Source organism: Companilactobacillus zhongbaensis, from assembly GCF_003946515.1.
GTDB classification, from domain to species: Bacteria; Bacillota; Bacilli; order Lactobacillales; family Lactobacillaceae; genus Companilactobacillus; species Companilactobacillus zhongbaensis.
In genome coordinates this window covers 23,901-45,889 of sequence record NZ_RHOM01000007.1, presented here as the reverse complement: position 1 = coordinate 45,889, position 21,989 = coordinate 23,901, and the positions used below count along the sequence as shown (strand labels likewise).

At 38.5% G+C, this 21,989-nt stretch carries 24 protein-coding genes and 1 riboswitch; of the genes, 1 reads left to right on the top strand and 23 read right to left on the bottom strand.

All coding sequences use genetic code 11. The features are described from left to right. Positions 1-4 precede the first annotated feature (4 nt). Genes EKM69_RS04725 through EKM69_RS04710 form a run of 4 tightly spaced genes read right to left on the bottom strand, consistent with a single transcriptional unit; the run spans position 5 to position 2,606 of the window. Positions 5-229 carry a YozE family protein gene (locus tag EKM69_RS04725; RefSeq protein ID WP_125708643.1) on the bottom strand — a complete coding sequence of 75 codons (225 nt, stop codon included), beginning with the start codon at positions 227-229 and terminating at the stop codon, positions 5-7. A 15-nt stretch (positions 230-244) separates the two neighbouring features. After that, on the bottom strand, positions 245-841 hold the full coding sequence (locus tag EKM69_RS04720; RefSeq protein ID WP_125708641.1) for a YpmS family protein: 597 nt from the start codon (positions 839-841) through the stop codon (positions 245-247). Positions 842-844: 3 nt separating this feature from the next. After that, positions 845-1,717: a DUF459 domain-containing protein gene (locus EKM69_RS04715; RefSeq protein ID WP_125708639.1), complete on the bottom strand. Its 873-nt coding sequence runs from the start codon at positions 1,715-1,717 to the stop codon at positions 845-847. 43 nt (positions 1,718-1,760) lie between these two features. Beyond that, on the bottom strand, positions 1,761-2,606 hold the full coding sequence (locus EKM69_RS04710; protein ID WP_125708637.1) for a DegV family protein: 846 nt from the start codon (positions 2,604-2,606) through the stop codon (positions 1,761-1,763). Positions 2,607-2,732: 126 nt separating this feature from the next. Here EKM69_RS04710 and trhA point away from each other — a divergent pair, with 126 nt between their 5' ends. Further along, a complete protein-coding gene (trhA, locus tag EKM69_RS04705) occupies positions 2,733-3,410 on the top strand; it encodes a PAQR family membrane homeostasis protein TrhA (RefSeq protein ID WP_404825398.1) in 678 nt (225 codons plus the stop codon). Here the strand turns inward: trhA and EKM69_RS04700 are convergent. The 19 genes from EKM69_RS04700 to EKM69_RS04610 form a co-directional block, all read right to left on the bottom strand. Continuing rightward, complete coding sequence (locus EKM69_RS04700) at positions 3,396-3,893, bottom strand: dihydrofolate reductase (protein WP_125708635.1); 498 nt, start codon at positions 3,891-3,893, stop codon at positions 3,396-3,398. The two genes, trhA and EKM69_RS04700, sit on opposite strands and share 15 nt — an antisense overlap. Positions 3,894-3,915: 22 nt before the next feature. Then, complete coding sequence (locus tag EKM69_RS04695; protein WP_125708633.1) at positions 3,916-4,866, bottom strand: thymidylate synthase; 951 nt, start codon at positions 4,864-4,866, stop codon at positions 3,916-3,918. Between the two features lie 9 nt (positions 4,867-4,875). After that, positions 4,876-6,774 carry a ribosomal protection-like ABC-F family protein gene (gene abc-f / locus EKM69_RS04690; protein WP_125708631.1) on the bottom strand — a complete coding sequence of 633 codons (1,899 nt, stop codon included), beginning with the start codon at positions 6,772-6,774 and terminating at the stop codon, positions 4,876-4,878. 193 nt (positions 6,775-6,967) lie between these two features. Continuing rightward, positions 6,968-7,432 (bottom strand): hypothetical protein, encoded by a 465-nt coding sequence (locus EKM69_RS04685; protein ID WP_125708771.1) that lies wholly within the window; start codon positions 7,430-7,432, stop codon positions 6,968-6,970. 48 nt (positions 7,433-7,480) lie between these two features. Continuing rightward, on the bottom strand, positions 7,481-8,680 hold the full coding sequence (locus EKM69_RS04680) for a CCA tRNA nucleotidyltransferase (protein ID WP_125708628.1): 1,200 nt from the start codon (positions 8,678-8,680) through the stop codon (positions 7,481-7,483). Positions 8,681-8,684: 4 nt separating this feature from the next. Then, on the bottom strand, positions 8,685-9,932 hold the full coding sequence (locus tag EKM69_RS04675; RefSeq protein WP_125708626.1) for a tetratricopeptide repeat protein: 1,248 nt from the start codon (positions 9,930-9,932) through the stop codon (positions 8,685-8,687). Positions 9,933-10,001: 69 nt separating this feature from the next. Then, positions 10,002-10,277, bottom strand: coding sequence for an HU family DNA-binding protein (locus EKM69_RS04670; protein WP_010623460.1), 276 nt, complete (start codon positions 10,275-10,277; stop codon positions 10,002-10,004). 190 nt (positions 10,278-10,467) lie between these two features. After that, positions 10,468-11,781, bottom strand: a complete 1,314-nt coding sequence (gene der / locus EKM69_RS04665; protein WP_125708624.1) for a ribosome biogenesis GTPase Der — start codon at positions 11,779-11,781, stop codon at positions 10,468-10,470. A gap of 12 nt (positions 11,782-11,793) precedes the next feature. Then, on the bottom strand, positions 11,794-12,453 hold the full coding sequence (cmk, locus tag EKM69_RS04660; RefSeq protein WP_125708622.1) for a (d)CMP kinase: 660 nt from the start codon (positions 12,451-12,453) through the stop codon (positions 11,794-11,796). Between the two features lie 59 nt (positions 12,454-12,512). Next, positions 12,513-13,577 (bottom strand): LysM peptidoglycan-binding domain-containing protein, encoded by a 1,065-nt coding sequence (locus EKM69_RS04655; protein ID WP_125708620.1) that lies wholly within the window; start codon positions 13,575-13,577, stop codon positions 12,513-12,515. 87 nt (positions 13,578-13,664) lie between these two features. Then, on the bottom strand, positions 13,665-14,219 hold the full coding sequence (locus tag EKM69_RS04650; protein ID WP_125708618.1) for an ECF transporter S component: 555 nt from the start codon (positions 14,217-14,219) through the stop codon (positions 13,665-13,667). Between the two features lie 67 nt (positions 14,220-14,286). Continuing rightward, positions 14,287-14,406: riboswitch (FMN riboswitch) on the bottom strand. 29 nt (positions 14,407-14,435) lie between these two features. Further along, positions 14,436-15,164 carry a pseudouridine synthase gene (locus tag EKM69_RS04645; RefSeq protein ID WP_125708616.1) on the bottom strand — a complete coding sequence of 243 codons (729 nt, stop codon included), beginning with the start codon at positions 15,162-15,164 and terminating at the stop codon, positions 14,436-14,438. Positions 15,165-15,711: 547 nt separating this feature from the next. Then, entirely contained in the window at positions 15,712-16,254 is a 543-nt protein-coding gene (gene scpB, locus EKM69_RS04640; RefSeq protein WP_125708614.1) for an SMC-Scp complex subunit ScpB, read from the bottom strand. 20 nt (positions 16,255-16,274) lie between these two features. After that, positions 16,275-17,000 carry a segregation and condensation protein A gene (locus EKM69_RS04635; protein ID WP_125708612.1) on the bottom strand — a complete coding sequence of 242 codons (726 nt, stop codon included), beginning with the start codon at positions 16,998-17,000 and terminating at the stop codon, positions 16,275-16,277. Next, the gene (locus EKM69_RS04630; RefSeq protein WP_125708610.1) at positions 17,000-17,377 is read right to left on the bottom strand and encodes a RibT protein; all 378 of its coding nucleotides are present in this window, start codon (positions 17,375-17,377) and stop codon (positions 17,000-17,002) included. Before EKM69_RS04630 ends, EKM69_RS04635 begins: the two co-directional genes overlap by 1 nt. 9 nt (positions 17,378-17,386) lie before the next feature. After that, entirely contained in the window at positions 17,387-18,274 is an 888-nt protein-coding gene (xerD, locus tag EKM69_RS04625) for a site-specific tyrosine recombinase XerD (protein WP_125708769.1), read from the bottom strand. 50 nt (positions 18,275-18,324) lie between these two features. Further along, positions 18,325-19,185 (bottom strand): CvfB family protein, encoded by an 861-nt coding sequence (locus tag EKM69_RS04620; protein ID WP_125708608.1) that lies wholly within the window; start codon positions 19,183-19,185, stop codon positions 18,325-18,327. Between the two features lie 625 nt (positions 19,186-19,810). After that, entirely contained in the window at positions 19,811-20,644 is an 834-nt protein-coding gene (gene rhaD, locus EKM69_RS04615; protein WP_125708606.1) for a rhamnulose-1-phosphate aldolase, read from the bottom strand. Between the two features lie 55 nt (positions 20,645-20,699). Further along, complete coding sequence (locus EKM69_RS04610) at positions 20,700-21,983, bottom strand: L-rhamnose isomerase (RefSeq protein ID WP_125708604.1); 1,284 nt, start codon at positions 21,981-21,983, stop codon at positions 20,700-20,702. Positions 21,984-21,989 lie beyond the last annotated feature (6 nt).

Genomic DNA, 21,989 nt, shown 5'->3' with positions numbered 1-21,989 from the left:
TCACCTATTTTCTGTCAGTGTCTTGGTATTTTTCATAAATCTCATCAAATATTGTCATACTCGGCAAATAGCCGGCATTTAATTCAAGATACTCAGATAGTTTCTCATAATCAGTTTCTTGTTTTGGAAATGACTGATCGTGAAAAGCATTATTTGCAAATTGAGCATCTGGTTCAACGCTTTCCGCATTTCTCAATGTCATTAGAAATTCAAAAAAGCTTCTTCTCATTGTTTACCTCATTCCTTATTGATCGGTCGTCATCTTTTTGTTCATGACGTCAAACACGAGATTGTCATGTTTGAGATCGATCTTCTTAGCACGAATGCTATATCCCTCTTTAGTCGTGAATTTAGTGAACTTCAACAAGATCGTCTTGTCCTTACTATTCACATCGACCCATTTAGGAAACTTAAAGCTATTTTTAGCATAATTCATTACAAATTTTATTGGTAGTGATAACGCTCCAACTTTGATTTTTTTTGCTTTAAGCAAGACATCCCCATTAGTTTTGGCATAAGGCTTCATTTCAAGGTCGAAATGGATATCAGCTCCGAGGAACTTGACCTTACCAGATAATACGGCTTCGTCTTTCAATTTAAGTTGATATTGAGCCTTACCATTATTCAAGGTGTGCTTGAGGTAATAAGCTGACATTTCGTTAGCTTGTTTCTTGTTCATGTTAACGGTAAAAACTTTTTGATTCGGTGATTCGATCTTTGATGAAACTCGATAAGTTTCATTCGGTGCACTTAGGATCTTTGAGGTCAGCAAACCACCAAAAATCAAAATAACTCCGAGTAAAACTAAAAAGGCATACATCCAATAATTTTTCTTCTTCATATACTACTTATTGAGCCACTCTTTCTTGGTATTTTGCACTTGAGCAAAAATTTCATCTGTCATCATATCATAACCAGTTGCATTCGGATGGAAGTGATCTTGGTCTGATAAATAAGGATTAGTACCTGTCTTCTTCGACTTCTTTTCAACATATTTAGTCTGGTACAAATCGTTAATGTCAACGTAATAAGTATTATTGACCGACTTAGCTACTTCTTTGGAACCTTCGCCCCAGTCAATAAAAGCCTGCTTAGCGTTATCAACGTTGGATAAGTAAATGCTGAAAGGATTGTAGATCCCGACTAAATAAATTGGTGCCTCACTATTATAATGACGAATATCGGCTAATAATACGCCTAGACGACGGTCAAATGCAACTTGTTCTTTGGCAATATCTTTACTAGTAAGATCCATACCTTTTTTCTTGAGCAAGTGCATAAAGTCATTTCCACCTACCGTAACGGTAATAATATCGGCTTTAGGGAGCGATTTGTGCATCTTCTCATCAAAGGAGATCCGATCAATGATCTGACTACTAGTATCACCGGAAACACCATAGTTATCTGAGGTAGCCTTGACATCATAAGTCGAAGCCACTTTCTTAGTCAGACGTGTAACATATCCTCCACCGATCGACTTGGAATCACCGATCCCTTCTGTTAAAGAATCTCCTACTGCCACGATGTGGATCTTCGACTTCTTAGGAATGACTTTTTTCTTTTGACTCAATTTGTTAGTTTTTGGACTGTCTTTTTTTACTACTTGTTTTTGTTCAGCGGTAGTTGAACGATGATTAATGAAATAATAACCACCAGATCCACCGCCAACTAAAACAACTACTAATAAAACAATGATCCATAATTTCTTTTTCTTCATAAAAATCCATCTTTCAAAAAAAAGCTGATGTTAAACATCAGCTTTACTTGGTATAAAATTCGATTGCAAAAGCACCAGAACCAGCATGTGTTGCGATAACTGGACTAGTAACTCTAATCAAGAGTGGAACGTCCGGTACGATCTGCTTGAGATGTTCCTTGAGTTCGTTCACATAATCCATATTGTCAACATATGAGATCCCGATTGCTTGAATATCATCTTTTAATTCAGTGATTTCAGCGAGGACATTTTTCATGTATTTTTCAATTGTTTTACGTCCACGTCCACGCTTTGCGATGTCTAAACTGTTATTTTTTAATGTTAAAACGAGGTTGAGATTCAACAGTGTTGATAAAGTTCCAGCAAAGCGGCTCAATCTCCCACCACGTAAGATATTTTCAATGCTAGTTACGCCCATGTATAAATATGTATGGTCACGAACATTATTAATTGCCGTCTTAATTTCGTCAACAGATTTGCCTTCTTGCGCTAGCTTAGCTGCGGTAATAACTTGAAAAGCCAAAGCACGGTCGGTAAATTCTGTGTCGATTGCTTCAAAGTTACGGTCAGTCATATCACTGATCTGTCTAGCAGCGTTGATCGTTCCAGAAATAGCCTCAGTCATATTTAAAGAGAGAATGTCAGTATAATCTTCGGGAACTTCGTCGATTACTTTCATGAAAGTTCCAATCGAAGGTTGGGAAGTCTTAGGTAATTCCTTAGAAGAATCCATTTCTCTGACAAATTCCTCACGACTGATATCTTCCCCGTCGGTAAAAGTATTACCATCGATCTCAATCGTTAAAGGAACTACTCCGATATTGTACTTTTTAATTTCTTCATCCGTAATTTGAATAGATGAATCAGTGATGATTTTAACCTTGCTCATATTCTCCCTCTTTCATAGGGTTTTAATTGCTTAATTGTATAAATTATACCAGATTTATTAACAATGTATTAACATTAAGATAAAGTATTAATATGTACTTAAACAATCGGAAAGTTGGTATTCATTTTGAAAAATAATACTAAACAAAAAAACGATCCAACTCCAAAATTCTCACGGACTTACGAAATAATCAATGAAGTTTTCAGTGCCGTAACTCATGGGATCGGAATAGTTTTAGCGGTAATAGCAGCAATCTTTTTGTTGATCAAAGGTTTTAACACAGGTGATCCACTAACTATCACAGCTTTTTTCATTTATGCTTTCACGCTTTTTTTCTTATATTTAAGTTCAACTTTGTTCCACAGTTTGTACTTTACGAAAGCTAAAGGCGTCTTCCAAATATTTGATCACAGTTCGATTTTTTTGATGATCGCGGGGACCTACACTCCATACTGTTTGGTCGCATTGAAGAGCACTCCTTTTGCTATCACCTTGTTATCGGTCATTTGGGTCTTAGCCATCGGTGGTATTTTGTACAAGATCTTTAATGTTGGTCGTTACAAGTATTTTGAAACACTATTATACGTCCTCATGGGATGGGCGATCATCATAGCCATGAAACCCTTATATCAAGCCATTGGTGCGACCGGAACTTGGCTGTTGATTTTCGGTGGCATCGCCTTTACATTGGGGGCCGGTGTTTACTTGATCAAAAATTTGCGTTTTGTACACGTCATCTGGCACATCTTTGTCATGCTAGGTACAGCCTTGATGTTCTTCTCAGTTTACTTATACGTTGGTTGATCGTTCATAAGTTTCGAAGGTATACGGATAAATGTTTTTTTCATCCGTGGTACCTTCTTTTTTTTCGACTAATTTGAAATCAGCATAATTTAGTGGCGTCATTTTGGTGTCACCGGCGAAATCATGATGGATCTTAGTCACGTACAAAGTATCAACATCGTCTTTAAAAAGCTGAAAAATCGTGCTGCCGCCAATGACCATAATCTTATCATCTGGATCAACATGATTGAATAACTCATCTTTATGATTGATCAAGATCGCAGGTTTTTGGACTTGGTAGTTCTTGTCACGTGAAATCACGATATTTAACCGATTTGGCAACGGGCCATTAGGGAAACTTTCGTAAGTTTTGCGACCCATGACAATGACGTTCCCGGTCGTCAATTCTTTGAAGCGCTTCATATCGTTCGGCAAACTCCAAGGTAAATGGCCATCAACACCAATGTTGTGTGCTGAATCTTCTGCCCAAACAAATCCGATCATAAATAATCCTCTTTCTGGCTATTTAGACGGCAACTGGTGCCTTAATAGCGGGTAATGGTTGATAGTTTTCTACGACGATATCTTTCACGTCTAAGTCAAAAATACTTTTATCACTATTGATTACTAATTGTGGCGCTGCTTGTGGCTTTCTAGAAAGTTGTTCTTTGACCTGGTCTAAATGGTTCAAGTAAATGTGCGCATCACCAAAAGTATGAACAAACTCTCCTACTTCTAAACCAGTTTCACGGGCGATCAAATGCGTCAACAACGCATAACTAGCGATGTTGAATGGCACGCCTAAAAAGAGGTCAGCACTGCGTTGATACAACTGGCAAGAAAGCTTACCATCATTGACGTAAAATTGGAATAAAGTGTGGCATGGAGGCAAAGCCATCGTTGGCACATCTTCCGGGTTCCAAGCAGAAACGATCATTCGCCGCGAATCAGGCGTCGTCTTGATCATTTCGATCACGTCTTTGATTTGATCAATAATGCCACCATCTCGTTTTTGCCAATGACGCCATTGAGCACCATAGACAAATCCTAGATCACCGTATTTTTTTGCGAATTCATCATCATTTAGGATCGACTGGTCAAACTTCGACTTTTCTATTTTATATTGTTTAGCAAAGTCTTCATCTACTAAAGAGCGACGACCAAAGTCTGTCATATCTGGGCCTTGATAATCATTGCTTTCGATATATTTCTTAAAAGCCCATTCATCCCAAATATGATTCTTATGTTCTAATAAATATCTGATATTGGTATCACCGTGCAAAAACCAGAGCAATTCGCTCTTAATCAAGCCAAATGGAACTTTTTTCGTCGTCAATAGCGGAAATGACTTTTGTAAGTCAAATCTTGCTTGATAACCAAAAACACTAATGGTACCAGTACCTGTTCGATCGGACTTTTTATGACCGTGATCTAAGACGTATTGTAATAAATCTAAGTATTGCTGTTCGTTATTCATTGTTTTCTCCTATTCGAATTGACTCAAGTATTCCCAGCGTTCCATCATTTTGTCAGCTTCTTGGTTTGCTTCGTCTAGTTCACGTTGGTAGTCCATCAATTTCGTATAGTCGTTGCTATCGTTGTTCAACTGCGACTTAAGTTCAGAAATTTTATCATCGAGTTTCTCGATCTGTGGTTCTAACTTCTCGAGTTCTTTTTGTTCAGCATAAGTCAATTTCGTCTTTTCTTGTGGTTTCGACTCTTCGGCTTTTTTCTGCTCAGCAACTTTCTTCTCTTTGACTTGATGATGTTTTTCTTGTTCGAGCTGGTTCATCTTCTTGAGATAGCCAGAATATGAATCATAGCTTTCTTTGATGATCCCTTTCCCTTGGAAAATCAATAGCTTAGAAGCTACTTTATCGAGGAAATAACGATCGTGAGATACAGCTAAAACTGTTCCCTTGAATTCATCTAAATAATTTTCAAGGATCGTCAAAGTTTCGATATCCAAGTTGTTAGTAGGCTCATCCAAAAGTAAAACATTGGGTTGTTGGATCAAGATCGCAAGTAAGTACAGACGACGTTTTTCACCACCGGAAAGTTCTCGGATAAATGCACCTTGCATTTGGTGATCGAATTTGAACGTATCCAGCAATTGTGAGGCTGACATCCGCTCACCGTCAGTATTGCGAACATTTTGACCAATACCTTCCAAGTAACGAATGACCCGTTTATCAGGATCCATATCTTGTGTGTATTGCGTGTAGTAGCCTAATTTGACCGTTTGGCCTGTTTTGACTTCACCAGAATCAAGCTCCACTTTACCAGCTAAGACGTTCAAAAAAGTAGTCTTCCCTGAGCCATTTGCTCCAGTGATACCAATACGATCACCTTTAGACACTAAATAACTGAAGTCATCAATAATATCTTTATTTTCAAAATGCAACTTGGCATCTTCGATTGAAAAAACATCATTACCTAAACGTTGTTGAGCGATATCGATCGACATTTCCGACTGTTCTTGCGGTTTATTTTGCAAGTCGTCTTTTAAGTCCTTAAAACGATCAACACGAGCTTGTTGTCTCGTTCCACGAGCTTTAACACCCGCACGCATCCACTCTAATTCTTTCTTGTACAATTGTGTCTTATGTTGTTGAACAGCAGCCATCGTAGCTTCATTGGCTGCTTTTTGTTGAAGATATTTTTCGTAGTTACCAGAATATTCCGTCACATTTTGGTTTTCCAATTCAAAGATCCGATTGGCAACTTTATTCAAGAAATAACGATCATGGGTAACGAACATGACCGATCCCTTAAATTTGTTGAGATAGCCCTCTAACCAGTCGATAGCTTGATAGTCCGAATGATTCGTGGGCTCATCCAAAATCAACAGATCAGCGTCAGAGATCAAAGTCTGAGCCAAAGCAACACGACGTTGCTGACCACCAGAAAGGTCTTTGACTAACTTGTTTAATTCAGTAATCCCTAACTTGTTCAAAATAGCCTTCACGTCAGATTCCATTTGCCAAGCATCAGCAGCATTCATCTTCTCTTGCAATGCAAAAAAATCAGCCTGGATCTTATCATCATCGGGATGGTTGTTAAATTTTAACAGTGACTGTTCGTATTTACGGATCAACTTGAACAATTCATTTTCACCAGCAAAAACCGAATCAATGACCGACAAGTCTTCATCCAATTCTGGTTGCTGCGTCAAATAGTTGATCTTATAATCTTTGGGCTTTTCGATATCGATTGAATTGAGGTCTTCATTATGAACTAAGCCATCCAACAAAGTAGTCTTACCCACTCCGTTCAAGCCTAATAGTCCGATTCGATCATTTTCACTAATGGTAAAAGTAACGTCTTTAAAAAGCGTTCTTTCACCAAAATTTTTCGATGCATTAGAAACATTTAAAGTTTTCAAATAAACTCACCACGTATTTTCAAAGTTAGTTAATATTTTAGACGAAATTGACGATATATAAAAGGGAAATCTCTGCGGTTAAACAGTGTTAGTTGTTCTATTGAAGCGACGGAGACAGTGTTCAGCCACTCACATCAGAAAATCAAGGCAACAAAAAAGACCCTGATCGATCAGGGTCAATACAAATTGTGGACTATAGCTCATCCTTGTATACGTCGTAAACTGTCTTTTCTTTGTTAACAGTCAAGTATAACTTACCTGACTTCTTCGAAATAGCTGATGATTGATAAGCATTGTCCAAACCTTCAGCATCTTTTTGCTTGAATGGGAAGTAGATTTGCATTGGTTCTTTGCCTTCTTCATCGCCAAAAATGATGTCGACTTTTTCAAGGTCTTGATACTTGATGATACGATTGAACATACCATCAGCCATTGCACCTGTTGATACATCAGTGTCTTTGATGTAATCAGCTTCTGGCAAGATTTCTACTCTAAAACTCTTGCATGGGTGAATTTCTTCCATACGTCCACCGTTGATACGTCCAAAGCTTGTTGTAACACGAGAAATCCAAACGTCACTCATTTCACCGTGATTTACTGTCCAAGTATCATCATTTCTGAAATAAAACTTCAATTCCTTAAATACGTGTTTCATAATACCACCCTTTCGAAATACCATTTCTACACTCATATAATAACACGTGTGTTACATTTTTAACAAATATCTTTTTAGTTCTTCAAAAGAATTTTCGACTGACCTTGTAACGACGGCTTTCTCAAGCATAGTCATGTATTGGCCAATTTGTGGTCCGGGCTTGATCGATAAAACATCGATTACATCTTTACCTGTAATTTTCATATCATGTGAACTTTTTATCGGAATTTCTGAAACCGTTTTCTCTACTTCTTGGTTATTTATTTTAATTCCAAACAACTCACAAAGCGCTTCAACACGGGATAAATTATCAACATTATTTAAATAAATTGACCAGATGTCGAATTTCTCCGATTGAAAATCGAGCAACATTCTTTCAGTTGCCAAACAGTCTTCGCGAATCTTATTAGAAACCTTCCATTGTCGCATGAAATGATTGAACTCTTCATCTTCTATTCCCAAGACAAAACCTAGTGCGGTCCAAACCATCGTCTCATCAACAAACAACACGTCAGGTGTGTTCAGTAAGTTCTGAAGGTTAGCGGTTTGTCCGTTAAATCCTGGACAATGTTGCGATAAACCTAAATCACAAAAATTTTGGAGGCCCTTCTTCCAAGATTTCCCAAAAAGCATTTTGACGAACTCTTCGTGAATCCGCTCGATCGCGATTTTTTCTAATAAAGGAGCATTATCTTTGATCGCTTGTTTAGTCTTTTCTTCAATCTTAAAATCGAGCTGTGCTTGGAATCTAACTGCCCGCATCATCCGTAAGGCATCCTCATGGAAACGTTCTTCAGCCACACCAACAGCCTTGATCAGCTTATTTTCCAGATCCGTTAACCCATCAAATTTATCGACGACATTACCATTGTGATCGACAGCTAAAGCATTGATCGTGAAGTCACGCCTCTTCAGGTCATCAGTCAGGGAACGAACAAAAGTTACCTTGTCGGGTCGACGGTAATCTTGATAGCCGGACTCTGTCCGAAATGTAGTGATCTCATATGAATGGTCATCAACTAACACCGTGACCGTGCCATGCTTGATACCAGTATCGATCGTATGAGTAAAAATCGACTTAATCTCTTCCGGATAAGCACTAGTCGCAATATCAACGTCGTGGATCGGCAATCCTAAAATGTGATCTCGGACACTGCCGCCGACGAAATAAGCTTGAAACCCGGCGGCTTCAATACTTTTTAAAATTGGTAGTGCTTGTTGAAAATCTTCTGGAAGTTGTTTAAGTTGCATTTAATTACCCCATTTGGTCTAAAAGATCTTGCATATCCTCATCATCAGGATTTTTACGCAAGTATAATTGGAGAGCTGCTTTTAAAGCGTCTTGGTCGCCAGCGCTTCTTAAAATATCGATCATATCGTTCAAAAAGTCGAGATTATCTTTGTATTCATCAAAGACTAAACCAATATTTTCTTGAGCCTTGGCGATGTCATCTGTTTCGTAATAAGACTTAGCCAAGTTCCAAATAAGTTTTGGATTGTGGTTGAGATCTGCATTTTCCAATAAATCAAGGTTGTTTTTATACTGGCCGTGAGTAACGTAAAAATCACTCAGACGAATGATCAAGGTCAAAGGATGCTCGACCGTTTCGATACCTTTTTCGATGATCTTGATAGCTTCAGTTGGATCTTCAGCAATCCCTGAATCAAAAGCTGTCTCATAAAGTTTTTCATCTAATTCATTCAAGTTCAACCCTAATTGTGCATATTTGAAAGCTTGTTGGTTATCCTTAATATTCAAATAATCATCGGCTAAAACAACGTATGCAGTTGGATAATCACGATTAGTTTCCAGCAACTTCTCCAAAGTTGTAATAGATTTATTATAGTTCTTAACTTGATTATATAAAAATCCGAGTTGATATTGTGCATCTTCGTTGAGCTCAATAGCATTTAAGTCTTCAAACTCACTAATGGCTTCTTCGTATTTGCCCATTCCTGCTAATGAACTAGCTTTCCTGAGTTTTAAGGAGATCCCGGAGTAATCTTCGATTCCATCATCTAACAAAAAATTATAAAAGACGATGGCTTTGCTGAATTTATTCTCATCAAAGTACAATTCGGCAATGGCAAAGCGAAAGACATCTTCTTCAGGAAAGGTCCTAACGCCCTCTAAGAGCTTTTGTTCACTTACTTCATACATTCCTTGCGATTGATAAATATCAGCTGAGACTAATAAATTTTCAGCATATGAAGGAGAACTAGGGGTTATTTGTGAGATATAGTTCAAAGCTTTATCGCTATCACCATCTGAAACCGCAATTTCTGCGAGTCGTGACAAGATTTGGCCTTCATCAGGATATAACTCTAATAAGTGTTCATAAACTACTTTCGCTTGAACGGAAAGTCCACGACTCAGCAAAGTTTCGGCTAACGAAAACTTCGTTTGGTCATCGTCTTGTTGTAACGATTCGTTTATCAAGTGATCTACATTTGAAAAATCACCCGCGTCAATTGTTTCAATAACTTCTTCTGCTTTACTCAAATTCTTTCCTCCAAGCATAATTTTTTCGATAAAAAAAGCGGTCAACCGACCGCCCCCAAGAAATAACTATTATTTAACTGAGTCCTTCAAAGCTTTACCAGGTTTGAATGCAGGTACTTTGCTTGCAGGAATCTTGATTTCTTCACCAGTTTGTGGGTTACGTCCTTTACGTGCAGCACGTTGACGTACTTCGAAGTTACCAAAGCCGATCAATTGAACTTTGTTTCCTTCTGATAAGTTTTCTTGAATTGATTCAAAGACAGCATCTACTGCTGAAGTTGCATCTTTCTTTGTCAATCCTGTTTTGCTAGCAACACTATCGATAAGTTCTGCTTTGTTTGCCATATTTGATAACCTCCGGAGATAAAAAAATTTTTTTAGAAAATATGAACAATTGACGTGTGTGTTCATCATTCCAATTACAAAAATACCATAGCGACGGGCATTGGGCAAGCCTTTACCCTCTGAAAGTCTATAATTTATAGTTTTTTACAAGAATTTTGATGAAAAAACGACTATTTGGCCAAAAAAACTGCTATTTCCGCTTTCTTGGCAATATCTTGATAGGTGTACCTTCAAAATCAAATGTCTCACGCAATTGATTCTTCAAGAATCTTTCGTATGAAAAATGTAATAGCTCATTGTCATTTACAAAAACGACAAATGTTGGTGGTTGGATTGCTACTTGCGTCATGTAGTAAATACGCAATCTCTTACCATTAACAACTGGTGTTGGTGCAATCGATGTTGCTCGCAACAATAAGTCGTTAAGCATAGCCGATTGGATCCGACGATGACGGTTGTCATAAACCTTAGTTACTAATTCAGGGATCTTCTCGAGTCTTTGTCCCTTCACAGCTGATGTAAAGAGGATCGGTGCATAAGATAAATATTGGAACTCAGTTCTGATCTGCGTTTCAAAATCATGCATCGTGTGATTATCTTTTTTCAAAGTATCCCATTTGTTTACGACGATGATTACACCTTTACCGGCATTGTGAGCATATCCAGCGACACGTTTGTCTTGTTCTCTAATACCTTCTTCGGCATTCAAAACTACACAAACTACGTCTGATTTATCGATGGCACTCAAAGCACGAAGTACAGAATATTTTTCTGTATTTTCGTAAACTTTGCCTCGTTTTCTAATTCCGGCCGTATCGATCATGGTAAATTCTTTGTCGAGGCGCTCATCAAAATACTTCGTATCAATAGCATCACGAGTAGTACCTTCCATATTTGAAACGATTACTCGATCATCGCCTAAAATAGCATTGACTAGCGACGATTTACCGACGTTAGGACGACCGATAAAGCTAAACTTGATCGAGTCATCTTCCTCGTGTTTTTCGTCGTTAGGAAAGGCCTTAACGATTTCATCGAGCAGATCACCTAAACCAGTACCTTGAGAACCGGAAACTGGATTAGGATCTCCAAATCCTAATGAATAAAAGTCATAGATGTTTTCACGTTGCTCGGGATTATCGGCCTTGTTGACAGCTAAAATAACCGGTTTTTTAGTCCGATAAAGGATCTTAGCAACGTCTTCATCTTCTTTAGTAACACTATTTTGACCGTTAACGATAAAAACAATTACATCGGCTTCATCGATAGCGATCTCTGCTTGATTTTTGATTTGAACCGTCATCGGTTCATCTGACATATCGATACCACCAGTATCGATCAGACGAAATTCCTTGCCGAGCCAACTAGCACGAGCATAGATCCGATCACGGGTAACACCTGGTGTATCTTCAACGATCGATAAACGTTCGTTGATAATTCTGTTAAAAATCGTAGATTTCCCGACATTAGGTCTACCTACGAGTGCAACTACTGGCACTGCCATGAGCATGCCTCCTTATTTGTTTGCTTGAACAATTTCTAAAACTTTAGCGACTACTTCTTCAATTGTCATGTTTGATGTATCAACTTCGATAGCGTCGTCAGCTTTTCGAAGGGGCGAAATTTCTCGGTGTGAATCTTTATAATCACGAGCTGCGATCTCATCTTCTAAAGTCTTTAAAGAAGTGTTGATCCCTCGTTCGATGTTTTCTTTGTATCGTCTTTGTGCACGAACTTCGACACTGGCGATCAAGAAAATTTTAACATCAGCGTTAGGAAGAACGGTCGTTCCAATATCACGTCCATCCATAACGATGTCAGTATCACTTGCTAATTGGCGTTGCATGTCAACGAGCTTTTCACGCACTTCCTTTATAGCAGATACTTGTGAAACATTATTAGTTATTTCTTCACTTCTGATCTCATCCGAGACATTTTGATCATCTAATAAAACATCCTGACCTTCATCTTTATTAATGAATTTGATCGAATGTTCATCCATCAATTGTACAATACTAGACATATCACCATAATCTATTTGGTTATCTTTTGCAAGTAAAGTGACTGTTCGATACATTGCTCCAGTATCACAATACACGAAATTTAGTCGTTTGGCGATCAATTTTGCGATCGTACTCTTACCAGCTGAGGCTGGTCCATCAATTGCTATTTGCATTTATTTACCCCACTTAAAAAAATAAAAAAGACAGGAATACACCTGTCTTTTATTTTACATTATTTTGTCCGTAATTGTGTACCTGGAGACAAAGTTGATACTCCTGGATTCAATCCTTTTAATGCTTCAATCGACATTCCACTATTTACAGCGGCACGATACCAGCCTTCACCTTGTTTAACAGTGTAAGATGATGAACCTTGAGAAGCAGTTTGTCCCGTAGTTGAACCAGCTTGTGATGTTGTAGATGAAGCTGATTGGTCTGTTTGGGCTGTGTTAGCTGATGAAGAAGCGTTAGTATCTTGTGATTGAGTTGCTGACTCATTCGCGTTAGCAGCTTCATCAGTTTGATTTACAGTACCAGAATTGTCTGATTCAGACTTCTTCTTGTCACTGTTAGACTTCTTCTTCGTTGATGATTTCTTTTTAGAATCTGAAGATTTCTTATCAGATGATGACTTTGAATTTGATTTCTTAGCAGTGTCTTTATCTTGTTGTTCAACTGATTGTTCAGTTTGACCACTACCAAGGTTACTTGAATCGTCATCACCCTTGAAGAAATACATCGTTGCTGGAATAAACATCAAAGCAATCAAGATGATTACTAAAATGGCAACTAATGTATGATTACCTCGTTGTTTACTCTTGCTGACGGCACGTGAAACATGACCTGATTCATCCTCGTCAGAATCAAAGGTGTTTTCCCATGGTTTCTCTTCAGCGTCACGAGCACTATCTTCACGGCTCTTTGCTTCAGCAGCATTATTGTCGTGCATTGCTGATGCCATACCGGCTCCGGCGGTAGCTCCAGTAGCAACTCCAGCGGCCATGTTCTTTTCATCATTTTGCTTGCTAGCCTGCAAGTGATCGACATTTTCAGCAGCGGGTGCTGGTCGATTTGGTTGGCTTGGCTCAGAAGTTGGGACATTGTTGACAAAGTCGGAACTTGTGCCAACATCTTTACCCACAACACTATCAGAGTTTGCAGGTATTGATTCATTTTCTGAAGGTGCTAAGTTGTACTTTCTTAAATCTTCCGGACTAACTGAACCTTTACGGCTCAAACCTTCCGTTGATGCGGGGATTTTTGAACCAGAAGTATTCTTATTATTATTCTCGGGCATTAAAATCCAACCTCCTAATTTCTATCCTTTTAAGGATAGCATATTAAGTTAAATTTTTTCTTAAAAGATTTATAAATACACCTTAATTTAATGTTTGAAATTAAAATGTCCGTCGATCCGTGGATAAATGATCAATACCCCTACACAAGTCAAGAGCGACTTAATAATATTAAATGGCACTACTCCAGTAGCAACATATTTTGGTAGACTCATGCCCAGTTGCATACCGCTAACATTCATGTACAAAGGCATGACGATGAATAAATTCAACAATGACATAACTACTGTCATCACGATCACACCGGATACCACTGCCATAACTTTCTTACCTTTGTTCCAATAATATGTAAATGGCAAGACTAAACTGACAGCTCCAACAAAGTTGGCAAAGTTTCCGATCAAACCAGCTGCCCCAGATCCGGTGATGATCCAGTGACAAACTGATTTAACGAAAGCGATGGCGACTCCCCCAACTGGTCCAAAGATCAGTGAGCCGATTACCGTAACGATATCGCTCAGATCAACTTTCAAAAATGGTAGCCAGATCAATACTGGAAATTCAAAAAACATGATGATCACAGCTAAAGCCGAAAGGATCGAAACTCCTATCAATGTATGAAATTTATAAGTACTGCTTCCCATAAAATCAACCTCTCCCGTTGATTCCCGAAGAAAAAAGGCCCATTTTGGGCGTACCAAAACAGACCTTCTCTGTTTTCTTCCATCTAGACTCTAACTATCGGTTTAGGAATTTCACCTAATCAACCAGTAAAACTGGGTAGCGGACTGTACCGCCGGTCGGGAATTACACCCTGCCCTGAAAACCAACTATTTAATTTATATTTTCACTATAGCAAACTATTTGCGTTCCTTCAATAGTGCGACCTCTTGACGAGTTAAATCACGATATTTTCCTGATACTAATCCGTCTAGAGTAAGGAAACCATACTTTTCACGTGACAATTTAGTAACCGCATGACCAACAGCTTGGAACATATTTTTGACTTGATGATTGTGACCTTCGTGAATAGTTAAACGAACTAACGAAGTTTTCTTCTTAGCGTCTTTCGAAAGCACTTTAGCTTTAGCTGGGGCTGAAGTATAATCCTTAAACTTAATACCTTTTTCCAGCTTCTTGATTTCTTCAGTAGTCAAGACACCTTCGATCTTAGCCACATAAGTCTTATCAACGTGATAACGGGGATGCATCAATTGATTGGCAAACTCCCCATCATTAGTCAACAAGATCAAGCCAGAAGTATCGTAATCAAGACGACCAATAGGATAAACCCGCTCTTCAACGTCTTCTTTCAAAAAGTCAGTAATAACCTTACGATCCTTATCATCCTTAACCGCAGAAATAACCCCACGAGGCTTATACATCAAAATATAACGCTTCTTCTCCGAACGAAGAGGCATACCATTGACCTCGATCTTGTCAGAATGATCCACCTTAACGCCCATTTCCCTAACGATCTTACCGTTAACCGAAACTTCGCCATCAGCAATCATCTGTTCCGACTTACGCCGAGAAGCAACCCCAGCATCAGCCATAGCCTTTTGCAACCGAACCTTATTTGAATTCATCAAAAAATCTCCTTAATAAAACTAACCAATTTAAAAACACATTTAACCGAGAAAAATTCCATCTCGGAACTAATTTAATCTCGTTCCTTATTGTATAGATAGACAACCGGAAGTGCAACAAAATACAGAGAGAGCGGAGGCACACGGGCAGCTGCTGAGGATTAACGCGGGTGATCGAACAAGGTGCGGCGAAGCCGTGCCTCGACCACCTGTGTTAACCGGAGGCCGCTGTGTGCCGGAGCTCGTTTTCTCATCCTTGAGGATAGAAATAAACAGCTCAATCAAATCCATAGCAAGTTTATCGAATAAAAATGGCTAACACCATTACGTACATACTAAAAAGTACAGCATCCACCTGTGTTAACCGAAGACCACTATCCCCTGGGGCTCGTTTCAGCATCCTTGAGGATAAAAATAAACAACTCAATAAAATCTGCAACAAGTTTAGCGAATAAAAATGGCTAACACTATTAAATAACCACGTATGAGATCCATCAACAATTTTCAAACCAACAAAAAAAGCGTCCCACCAAAAGGCAGAAAAACGCTAAGCATCCCCCATTGAAACATCATCAAACAAATCAATATTGCCCTCTGGTGTTTCAAAATCTTCAATTTTAGGCAGTTCATTAATATCCTTGATCCCAAAATAATCATAAAAATAATCAGTAACCACATACAAATTGGGATGTCCAGGAACATCTTTTTTTCCAGCTTCTTTGATCAACTTACGTGCAATCAAGGTATTAACACTACCAGAACTTTGCACACCACGAATATCATCGATCTCGATCCGAGTGATCGGCTGTTTATAAGCAACGATCGATAACACTTCCAATGCAGCTTGAGAAAGTTTCGTCCCCAATCCTGACTTAAAGTAACGTGTCAAAACGTCAGCATATTCGCTCTTAGTAACTAATTTAAAAATCTTATTAAACTTGGCTAGTTGCAAACCTGAAGTTTCATCTGCTTGTAACTTAATTTCTAATTGTTCAATATTTTGTCTGACGGCTGATTTTTCGATCCCTAATAATGATGAAAGGTCAGCTTCTGTGATCCCCTGATCACCTGCCACAAATAATAAGGCCATAATTTCTGCTTGATACAATCTTAATTCCTCAATTCAATGAAAAGTTCACTTTGAAAATCTGCTTGGTGAGCCAAGACTTCTTGGTTACGAACCATTTCTAAAATCGCCATAAAGTCGGTCACCACTTCTTCGATCCCGTGACCGACCTTCAATAATGACTTAAAAGTAATAATTTTATGTTTTTTCAACTTAGACATGATAGTAGCCTGAGCCATTTCGATCGATATTTCTTCATCCTCGATCATTTCCGTCTTCGGCCCATGTTTAATTTGATTTTGCAAAATTTCTGAATAAACACTGGCTAAATCAGATAAAGCAATTGATCCCGGCAAGAGAAATTGCTCAAGCTGAGTGCTAGGCACACTTGGTTCTTTGTCAAAAGAACGTGCTCTTTGTTTTTCTTTATCACTAAAATACTCAGAAACTCGTTTAAAAGTTTGATAAGTCAACAATTGTGAAACTAACTGGTCCCGAGGATCTTCTTCAAAAACATCTTCTTCGATCTCATCGGGAGCCTTGGGCAAGAGCATTTTGCTCTTGATTGACATCAACGTTGAAGCCATGACTAAATAATCGCCAGCAATATCCAACTGCAAAACTTTCATGTTATTCAAATAATCCAAATATTGTTGAGTAATATCAGCTATCGGTATGTCATAAATATCGATCTTTGACTCTTTGATCAAATGCAACAATAAATCGATTGGTCCTTGAAAATCAGTCAGGACTAATTTAAGTTTTTCCATTAATTCTCTTCCACTTCGTCATGCTCGCTTTCGGTCCACTTGCGCAAATCAGCAACTAAATCAAAACTTCCTAAGATAGTATACTCCGGAAATTTCCGAGCGATATCATCAAAGATCTTAAAACGATTAGTTTGCGAACGATATGATGGTGAAAGCGAAATATATTCAATAAAAACTGTTTTTTTAGAAAAAGACAAGGCTACTACACCGGAAAAATCTTCCACGTTACTCTTCCACAAATAAAGCTGACGACTTTCATCTTCGTCGTACAGCCGCAATTCGTTTTCCAAGTTAGACATGTCTTTTAAATCGGAGATGTAAGAAAGAAAACCCATCGTGATCTTCTGATTTTCTTCCTTATTATATTTAGTTAACATAACTACCTCCTATGCTCGAGGATGAGCTTGTTCATAAACTTGTTTCATTCTAGTTTGATTAATGTGGGTATAAATTTGCGTCGTGGAAATGTCTGAATGCCCCAGCAATTCTTGGACGACCCGTAAATCGGCACCGTTAGCAAGTAAATTAGTCGCAAAAGAATGGCGCAATGTATGGGGCGTAACATCCTTTTTGATTCCCACTTGAGCGATATACTTTTTGATCATACGCCAAATGGACTGCCGTGTCAGTTGTTGACCGCGGAAATTCAAAAAGACGAAAGACTTTTGACCATACTTAGTCACCAAATTATTGCGCGTTTCATCAAAGTATTTATTGAGCCATTCGATAGCTGTTTTACCTATCGGCAATAATCTTTCCTTGTCACCCTTACCCAATGTCTTGATCAATCCTAAATCTAAATGCAGATCATCCATCGACAAATTAATCAACTCACTGACCCGCAATCCGGTCGCATACATCACTTCAAAAATAGCTCGGTCTCTAACACCCAAAGGCTTTGAAATATCAGGTGATTCGATCAAAGACACTACTTCATCCATTGATAAAACCACCGGCAAATGTTGAGCTTTTTTAGGGGCGTCCAATTGCGACATTGGATTGGTCTCAATATTACCGATCAATTCCATCCACTGATAAAATTTCTTCAACGTTGAAAAAATCCTGATCTCCGATGTTTTAGACTTACCAGCTTCATCTTGTGAAGCAAAAAAATTGGTAATTTGAAAATGATCTTCAGGATACTTTTTCATATCTTGGTCTTCTAAGCAATGACTAAATTCTAATAAATCTTGTCGATAGGACAAAATCGTATTTTGAGATAAACCGCGGTCAAGTCTCAAATATCGAGAATAATCATTAATAATATCTTTCATGTACTGGCAATCTACTTTAACCTTGTCGCTCACTCAAAACACTCCTAGCTCTACTTCAAATATGTGAAGCCATCCTTTTGTTCTATTTTGCCTTGTTTCATTAAGTTACCTAAAGCGCGCTTAAAACTACCTTTACTAATACCGAAGTATTCCTTGATATCTTCTGGAGCACTCTTGTCGGTATAAGGGATCTTCTTATCACGAGCATGTTCCAAAACCGCCATGATCATTTCGGCATCAGGTGTGATCTCTTCAAAAGCTCTTGGACGCATCGACAAGTTCAATCGTCTATGACTAGAACCAATAACTCTCGCAGTCAATTCTTGTCCAATGCGCAAAGGACCATCTTGTTCATTAGAATGAATGAAACCAATGTAATAACCATCCGTCATAACAAAAGTTCCAGAATTCCGAATGGCAATAACATGGCACTTCTCATCACGGTTCTTCTCTTTATCACTAGCACTACGAGCCAGCTGCATATAAAGATTAAGATCAGCCAACTTCCCCCAAAGGCGACCCTTATGATCAACAGAAAGTTCAACCATAACCTTGTCACCCTTCTTAGGCCATTCAGAATGTTCCAAAGGAAGATCATCCAAAGAAACAACAATATCCTTATCCTTCAAACCGGAATCAACAAAAACCCCCAAGTCAGTCCGAACATCGACAACTTCAGCATAATCCCAAATACCCTTCATAACCTTAGGCATAATAGAAGTAATCTTATTCTTGCGGCCCTGAGTTTCATAAACAAACCCAGCCAATTCATCCCCAATTTCAGGGATCTCATCCAGTTCAGAAAGATCCATAGCAAAAGTAATACCCTCGATCTGAACAAAAGCTTCATCTTTATTTAAGTCTGTAACCGTACCAGAAAGCACGTTACCATACATATCTGCCGTTTCCATAATTCACCAGTTTTCTTTAATTTGCTATTCCATTCTACCAATAAAATGCGGCAATTTCACAATTTAACGTAATTGTTAAAAGATATTAATATTATAAAACGATAAATCCAAAAATATAACCTCCACAAATATCTAAGAACAGGAACCACCGCGATTTTCACAGCGACGAAGGAGCAAGTGAAAGAGCAATAAAAGAGTAAGAGAAGAGTATGTAAAATGGAATACCTAAAAATAGCAACCAATTAAAAGAACAAAAATAAATCAACCAGATAAAACGAGAAATCAAAATCGTAGGAACGAACAAAAACTAAATCTCTCAAAAAAACACACAAAACCAAACCACTGTAAAAATAAGTACCGTATCCCCACCAACAAAAGGTTATTCCACCAACCTAGGTTCTGGGGGGTGGAGGGAATTCGACCGTCAGCCATGAAATTTCACTTGGCAATTTATTGCCTAGTGAAAGACCCAGCTTTGAACCAATCGAGTGGTCTCCTCGATTGGTTCAAAGTGGCGTCCATGGCGTTCCACGGTCGCAATTCCCGGAACCCCCCAGAACCGGGAACAACCATCAAAAAAAACAACCCAGAACAAATTCTGGGTTGTCTCAATAAGGGATAATACTTAGTTTTTAACAGCATCCATCGACAGGAAATCAGGATTAGGAGTTACGCCAAATGACTTAGCGAGATCTCTCAAATCATCGTCAGTGATACTTTGTTCAATGTTGCCGCCTTGACTCTTAATAGTTGTGTAGATCTGGCAAGCTTTTTCGACAGTTTCGATCAAGCCATAAACTTCATCCATGCTATCACCACAGGCGAAGATTCCGTGATGTGGCCACATAACTACACGATATTCACTCATTTTATCGGCTGTTGCTTGACCGATATCATTTGTTCCTGGAGTCATGTAAGGGATGATACCAACACCTTCTGGGAAGACTACAAGTGATTCAGCTTGCATCTTCCACAATAAACGACTGATCGATGCTTCATCGAGTTCATGTGTAAATGATAAGGCAATCAAATTAGTTGGGTGGCAGTGCATTACAACACGTTGATTAGAATCGATCTTTTGTCTTTGAATGTGTGTCATCAAGTGTGATGGGAATTCACTAGTTGGTTGTCCACCATCATTGAAGCCCCAAAGTAGATCTACTGAATTACCTTCATCAGTGATCCGTACTAATCCAGCATCACGTTCTGGATAATTGTGAACGTTCTTGAAATAACGTCCAGTTCCTGTTACTAAATAATATTGTCCAGCTAGAGGGGATGCATCAAAATCGATTGGAATATTTCTAATAGTCTTACCTAAGTCATCGAATTGATCTACTTCTTCTTGAGTTAAACGAAGACTGACATTTCCTCCGTTTCTCTCGTCCCATCCGTGTTTGTACAACTCGTTTGTTGTTTCAGACATCTTTTCAACAAATTTTGAATCAATAAATTTCATAATATAATAGCTTCCCTTCTAAACTTTCCCAATTATTTTTTAGCATAAATTATTTTTAGTCTGTTACTAAGTTTGTATCACGTTTGAATTGAACATCTTTTTCATATTGGTGAATATTGTTCAACCAGTCTGTTCCAACGGGTACGTTATTTTGGAGACAGAATTCATCCCAAACGGCACCGAATGGATATGACTTAAGTTCTTCAGTTTCAGCCAATCTTGTTGTGAAGTCGAAGTTTAATTCTGCTTTCTTCAATTGATCGATTGGTTCAAGCATGGCTTGCAAGATAGCCTTTTGTGTAGCACGAGCTCCAACGACCCAAGCTGCAACACGGTTGATAGTAGCATCGAAGAAGTCAAGTCCGATGTTGGTCTTGCTTAATTCGTTATCACGAACTAATGAACGAGCAATACGTACTAATGCTTCATCAAAGATAACTACGTGGTCAGAATCCCAACGTACAGGACGTGATACGTGTAGCATCAAGCCTTTACCAAATGGTAAGAAGGCTGAGAACTTATCAGAAACATCTTCTGTTGGGTGCCAGTGTCCAGCGTCAATTGTCCATAACTTGTTTCTGCTGATGGCGTAGTTGTTGTAGAACAAGTGTGAACCAACTGTGTATGATTCGATTCCTGTACCAAACAACTTACCTTCAAAGGCTTCGATAGTATTCTTTTCATCGTATTTCTTTTCGATGATTTGATCCAATGAGTCGATCAAGCGTTCACGAGGAGTAGCTTTGTCGATAGGATTATCCTTGAAGCCATCTGGGATCCAGAAGTTGTTAACTGATTGTTGACCTAATTCTTTACCAAAGTAGTTGGCAATTTCACGACTGATCTTACCATGTTGGATCCAGAAATCACGGACACCTTTGTCAGGACTAGCTAATGTAAAGTTGTCTTTGACCATTGGATGTGAGAAGAATGTTCCGTTCATATCCAAGCCAACGCCTTCTTTTTTAGCCCAGTCTACCCAGTAACTGAAGTCTGATGGTTCTAGTTCGTCTAGATCCTTCTTCTTATCAGTTACGGCGTAAATAGCGTGTAATTGAACTTTGTGATCACCAGGAATCAATGATAATGCTTCACTCAAGTCACCTGATAATTCATCTGGTGTTCTTGCGATTCCTGGATAGTTACCACTAACACCAATACCACCTGTTAATTCTTGGTTAGGGAATAAGAATCCATGAATATCATCGCCTTGCCAGCAATGAACTGAAAGTTTAACTTTCTTCAAGTCTTTCAATACTTTATCTGTGTCGACACCAAGTTCGGCATAACGTTCTTTGGCAACTTGATAAGCCTTTTCAACATTTTCTGATTTTGTCATTTGTAA

What these genes read in the sequence shown, in the direction of transcription:
- EKM69_RS04725 (WP_125708643.1), bottom strand. Translation starts at nt 229, where the DNA reads ATGAGAAGAAGCTTTTTTGAATTTCTAATGACATTGAGAAATGCGGAA.
- EKM69_RS04720 (WP_125708641.1), bottom strand. Translation starts at nt 841, where the DNA reads ATGAAGAAGAAAAATTATTGGATGTATGCCTTTTTAGTTTTACTCGGA.
- EKM69_RS04715 (WP_125708639.1), bottom strand. Translation starts at nt 1,717, where the DNA reads ATGAAGAAAAAGAAATTATGGATCATTGTTTTATTAGTAGTTGTTTTA.
- EKM69_RS04710 (WP_125708637.1), bottom strand. Translation starts at nt 2,606, where the DNA reads ATGAGCAAGGTTAAAATCATCACTGATTCATCTATTCAAATTACGGAT.
- EKM69_RS04700 (WP_125708635.1), bottom strand. Translation starts at nt 3,893, where the DNA reads ATGATCGGATTTGTTTGGGCAGAAGATTCAGCACACAACATTGGTGTT.
- EKM69_RS04695 (WP_125708633.1), bottom strand. Translation starts at nt 4,866, where the DNA reads ATGAATAACGAACAGCAATACTTAGATTTATTACAATACGTCTTAGAT.
- EKM69_RS04680 (WP_125708628.1), bottom strand. Translation starts at nt 8,680, where the DNA reads ATGCAACTTAAACAACTTCCAGAAGATTTTCAACAAGCACTACCAATT.
- EKM69_RS04670 (WP_010623460.1), bottom strand. Translation starts at nt 10,277, where the DNA reads ATGGCAAACAAAGCAGAACTTATCGATAGTGTTGCTAGCAAAACAGGA.
- der (WP_125708624.1), bottom strand. Translation starts at nt 11,781, where the DNA reads ATGGCAGTGCCAGTAGTTGCACTCGTAGGTAGACCTAATGTCGGGAAA.
- cmk (WP_125708622.1), bottom strand. Translation starts at nt 12,453, where the DNA reads ATGCAAATAGCAATTGATGGACCAGCCTCAGCTGGTAAGAGTACGATC.
- EKM69_RS04655 (WP_125708620.1), bottom strand. Translation starts at nt 13,577, where the DNA reads ATGCCCGAGAATAATAATAAGAATACTTCTGGTTCAAAAATCCCCGCA.
- EKM69_RS04650 (WP_125708618.1), bottom strand. Translation starts at nt 14,219, where the DNA reads ATGGGAAGCAGTACTTATAAATTTCATACATTGATAGGAGTTTCGATC.
- EKM69_RS04645 (WP_125708616.1), bottom strand. Translation starts at nt 15,164, where the DNA reads ATGAATTCAAATAAGGTTCGGTTGCAAAAGGCTATGGCTGATGCTGGG.
- scpB (WP_125708614.1), bottom strand. Translation starts at nt 16,254, where the DNA reads ATGGCCTTATTATTTGTGGCAGGTGATCAGGGGATCACAGAAGCTGAC.
- EKM69_RS04635 (WP_125708612.1), bottom strand. Translation starts at nt 17,000, where the DNA reads ATGGAAAAACTTAAATTAGTCCTGACTGATTTTCAAGGACCAATCGAT.
- EKM69_RS04630 (WP_125708610.1), bottom strand. Translation starts at nt 17,377, where the DNA reads ATGTTAACTAAATATAATAAGGAAGAAAATCAGAAGATCACGATGGGT.
- xerD (WP_125708769.1), bottom strand. Translation starts at nt 18,274, where the DNA reads ATGAAAGATATTATTAATGATTATTCTCGATATTTGAGACTTGACCGC.
- EKM69_RS04620 (WP_125708608.1), bottom strand. Translation starts at nt 19,185, where the DNA reads ATGGAAACGGCAGATATGTATGGTAACGTGCTTTCTGGTACGGTTACA.
- rhaD (WP_125708606.1), bottom strand. Translation starts at nt 20,644, where the DNA reads ATGAAATTTATTGATTCAAAATTTGTTGAAAAGATGTCTGAAACAACA.
- EKM69_RS04610 (WP_125708604.1), bottom strand. Translation starts at nt 21,983, where the DNA reads ATGACAAAATCAGAAAATGTTGAAAAGGCTTATCAAGTTGCCAAAGAA.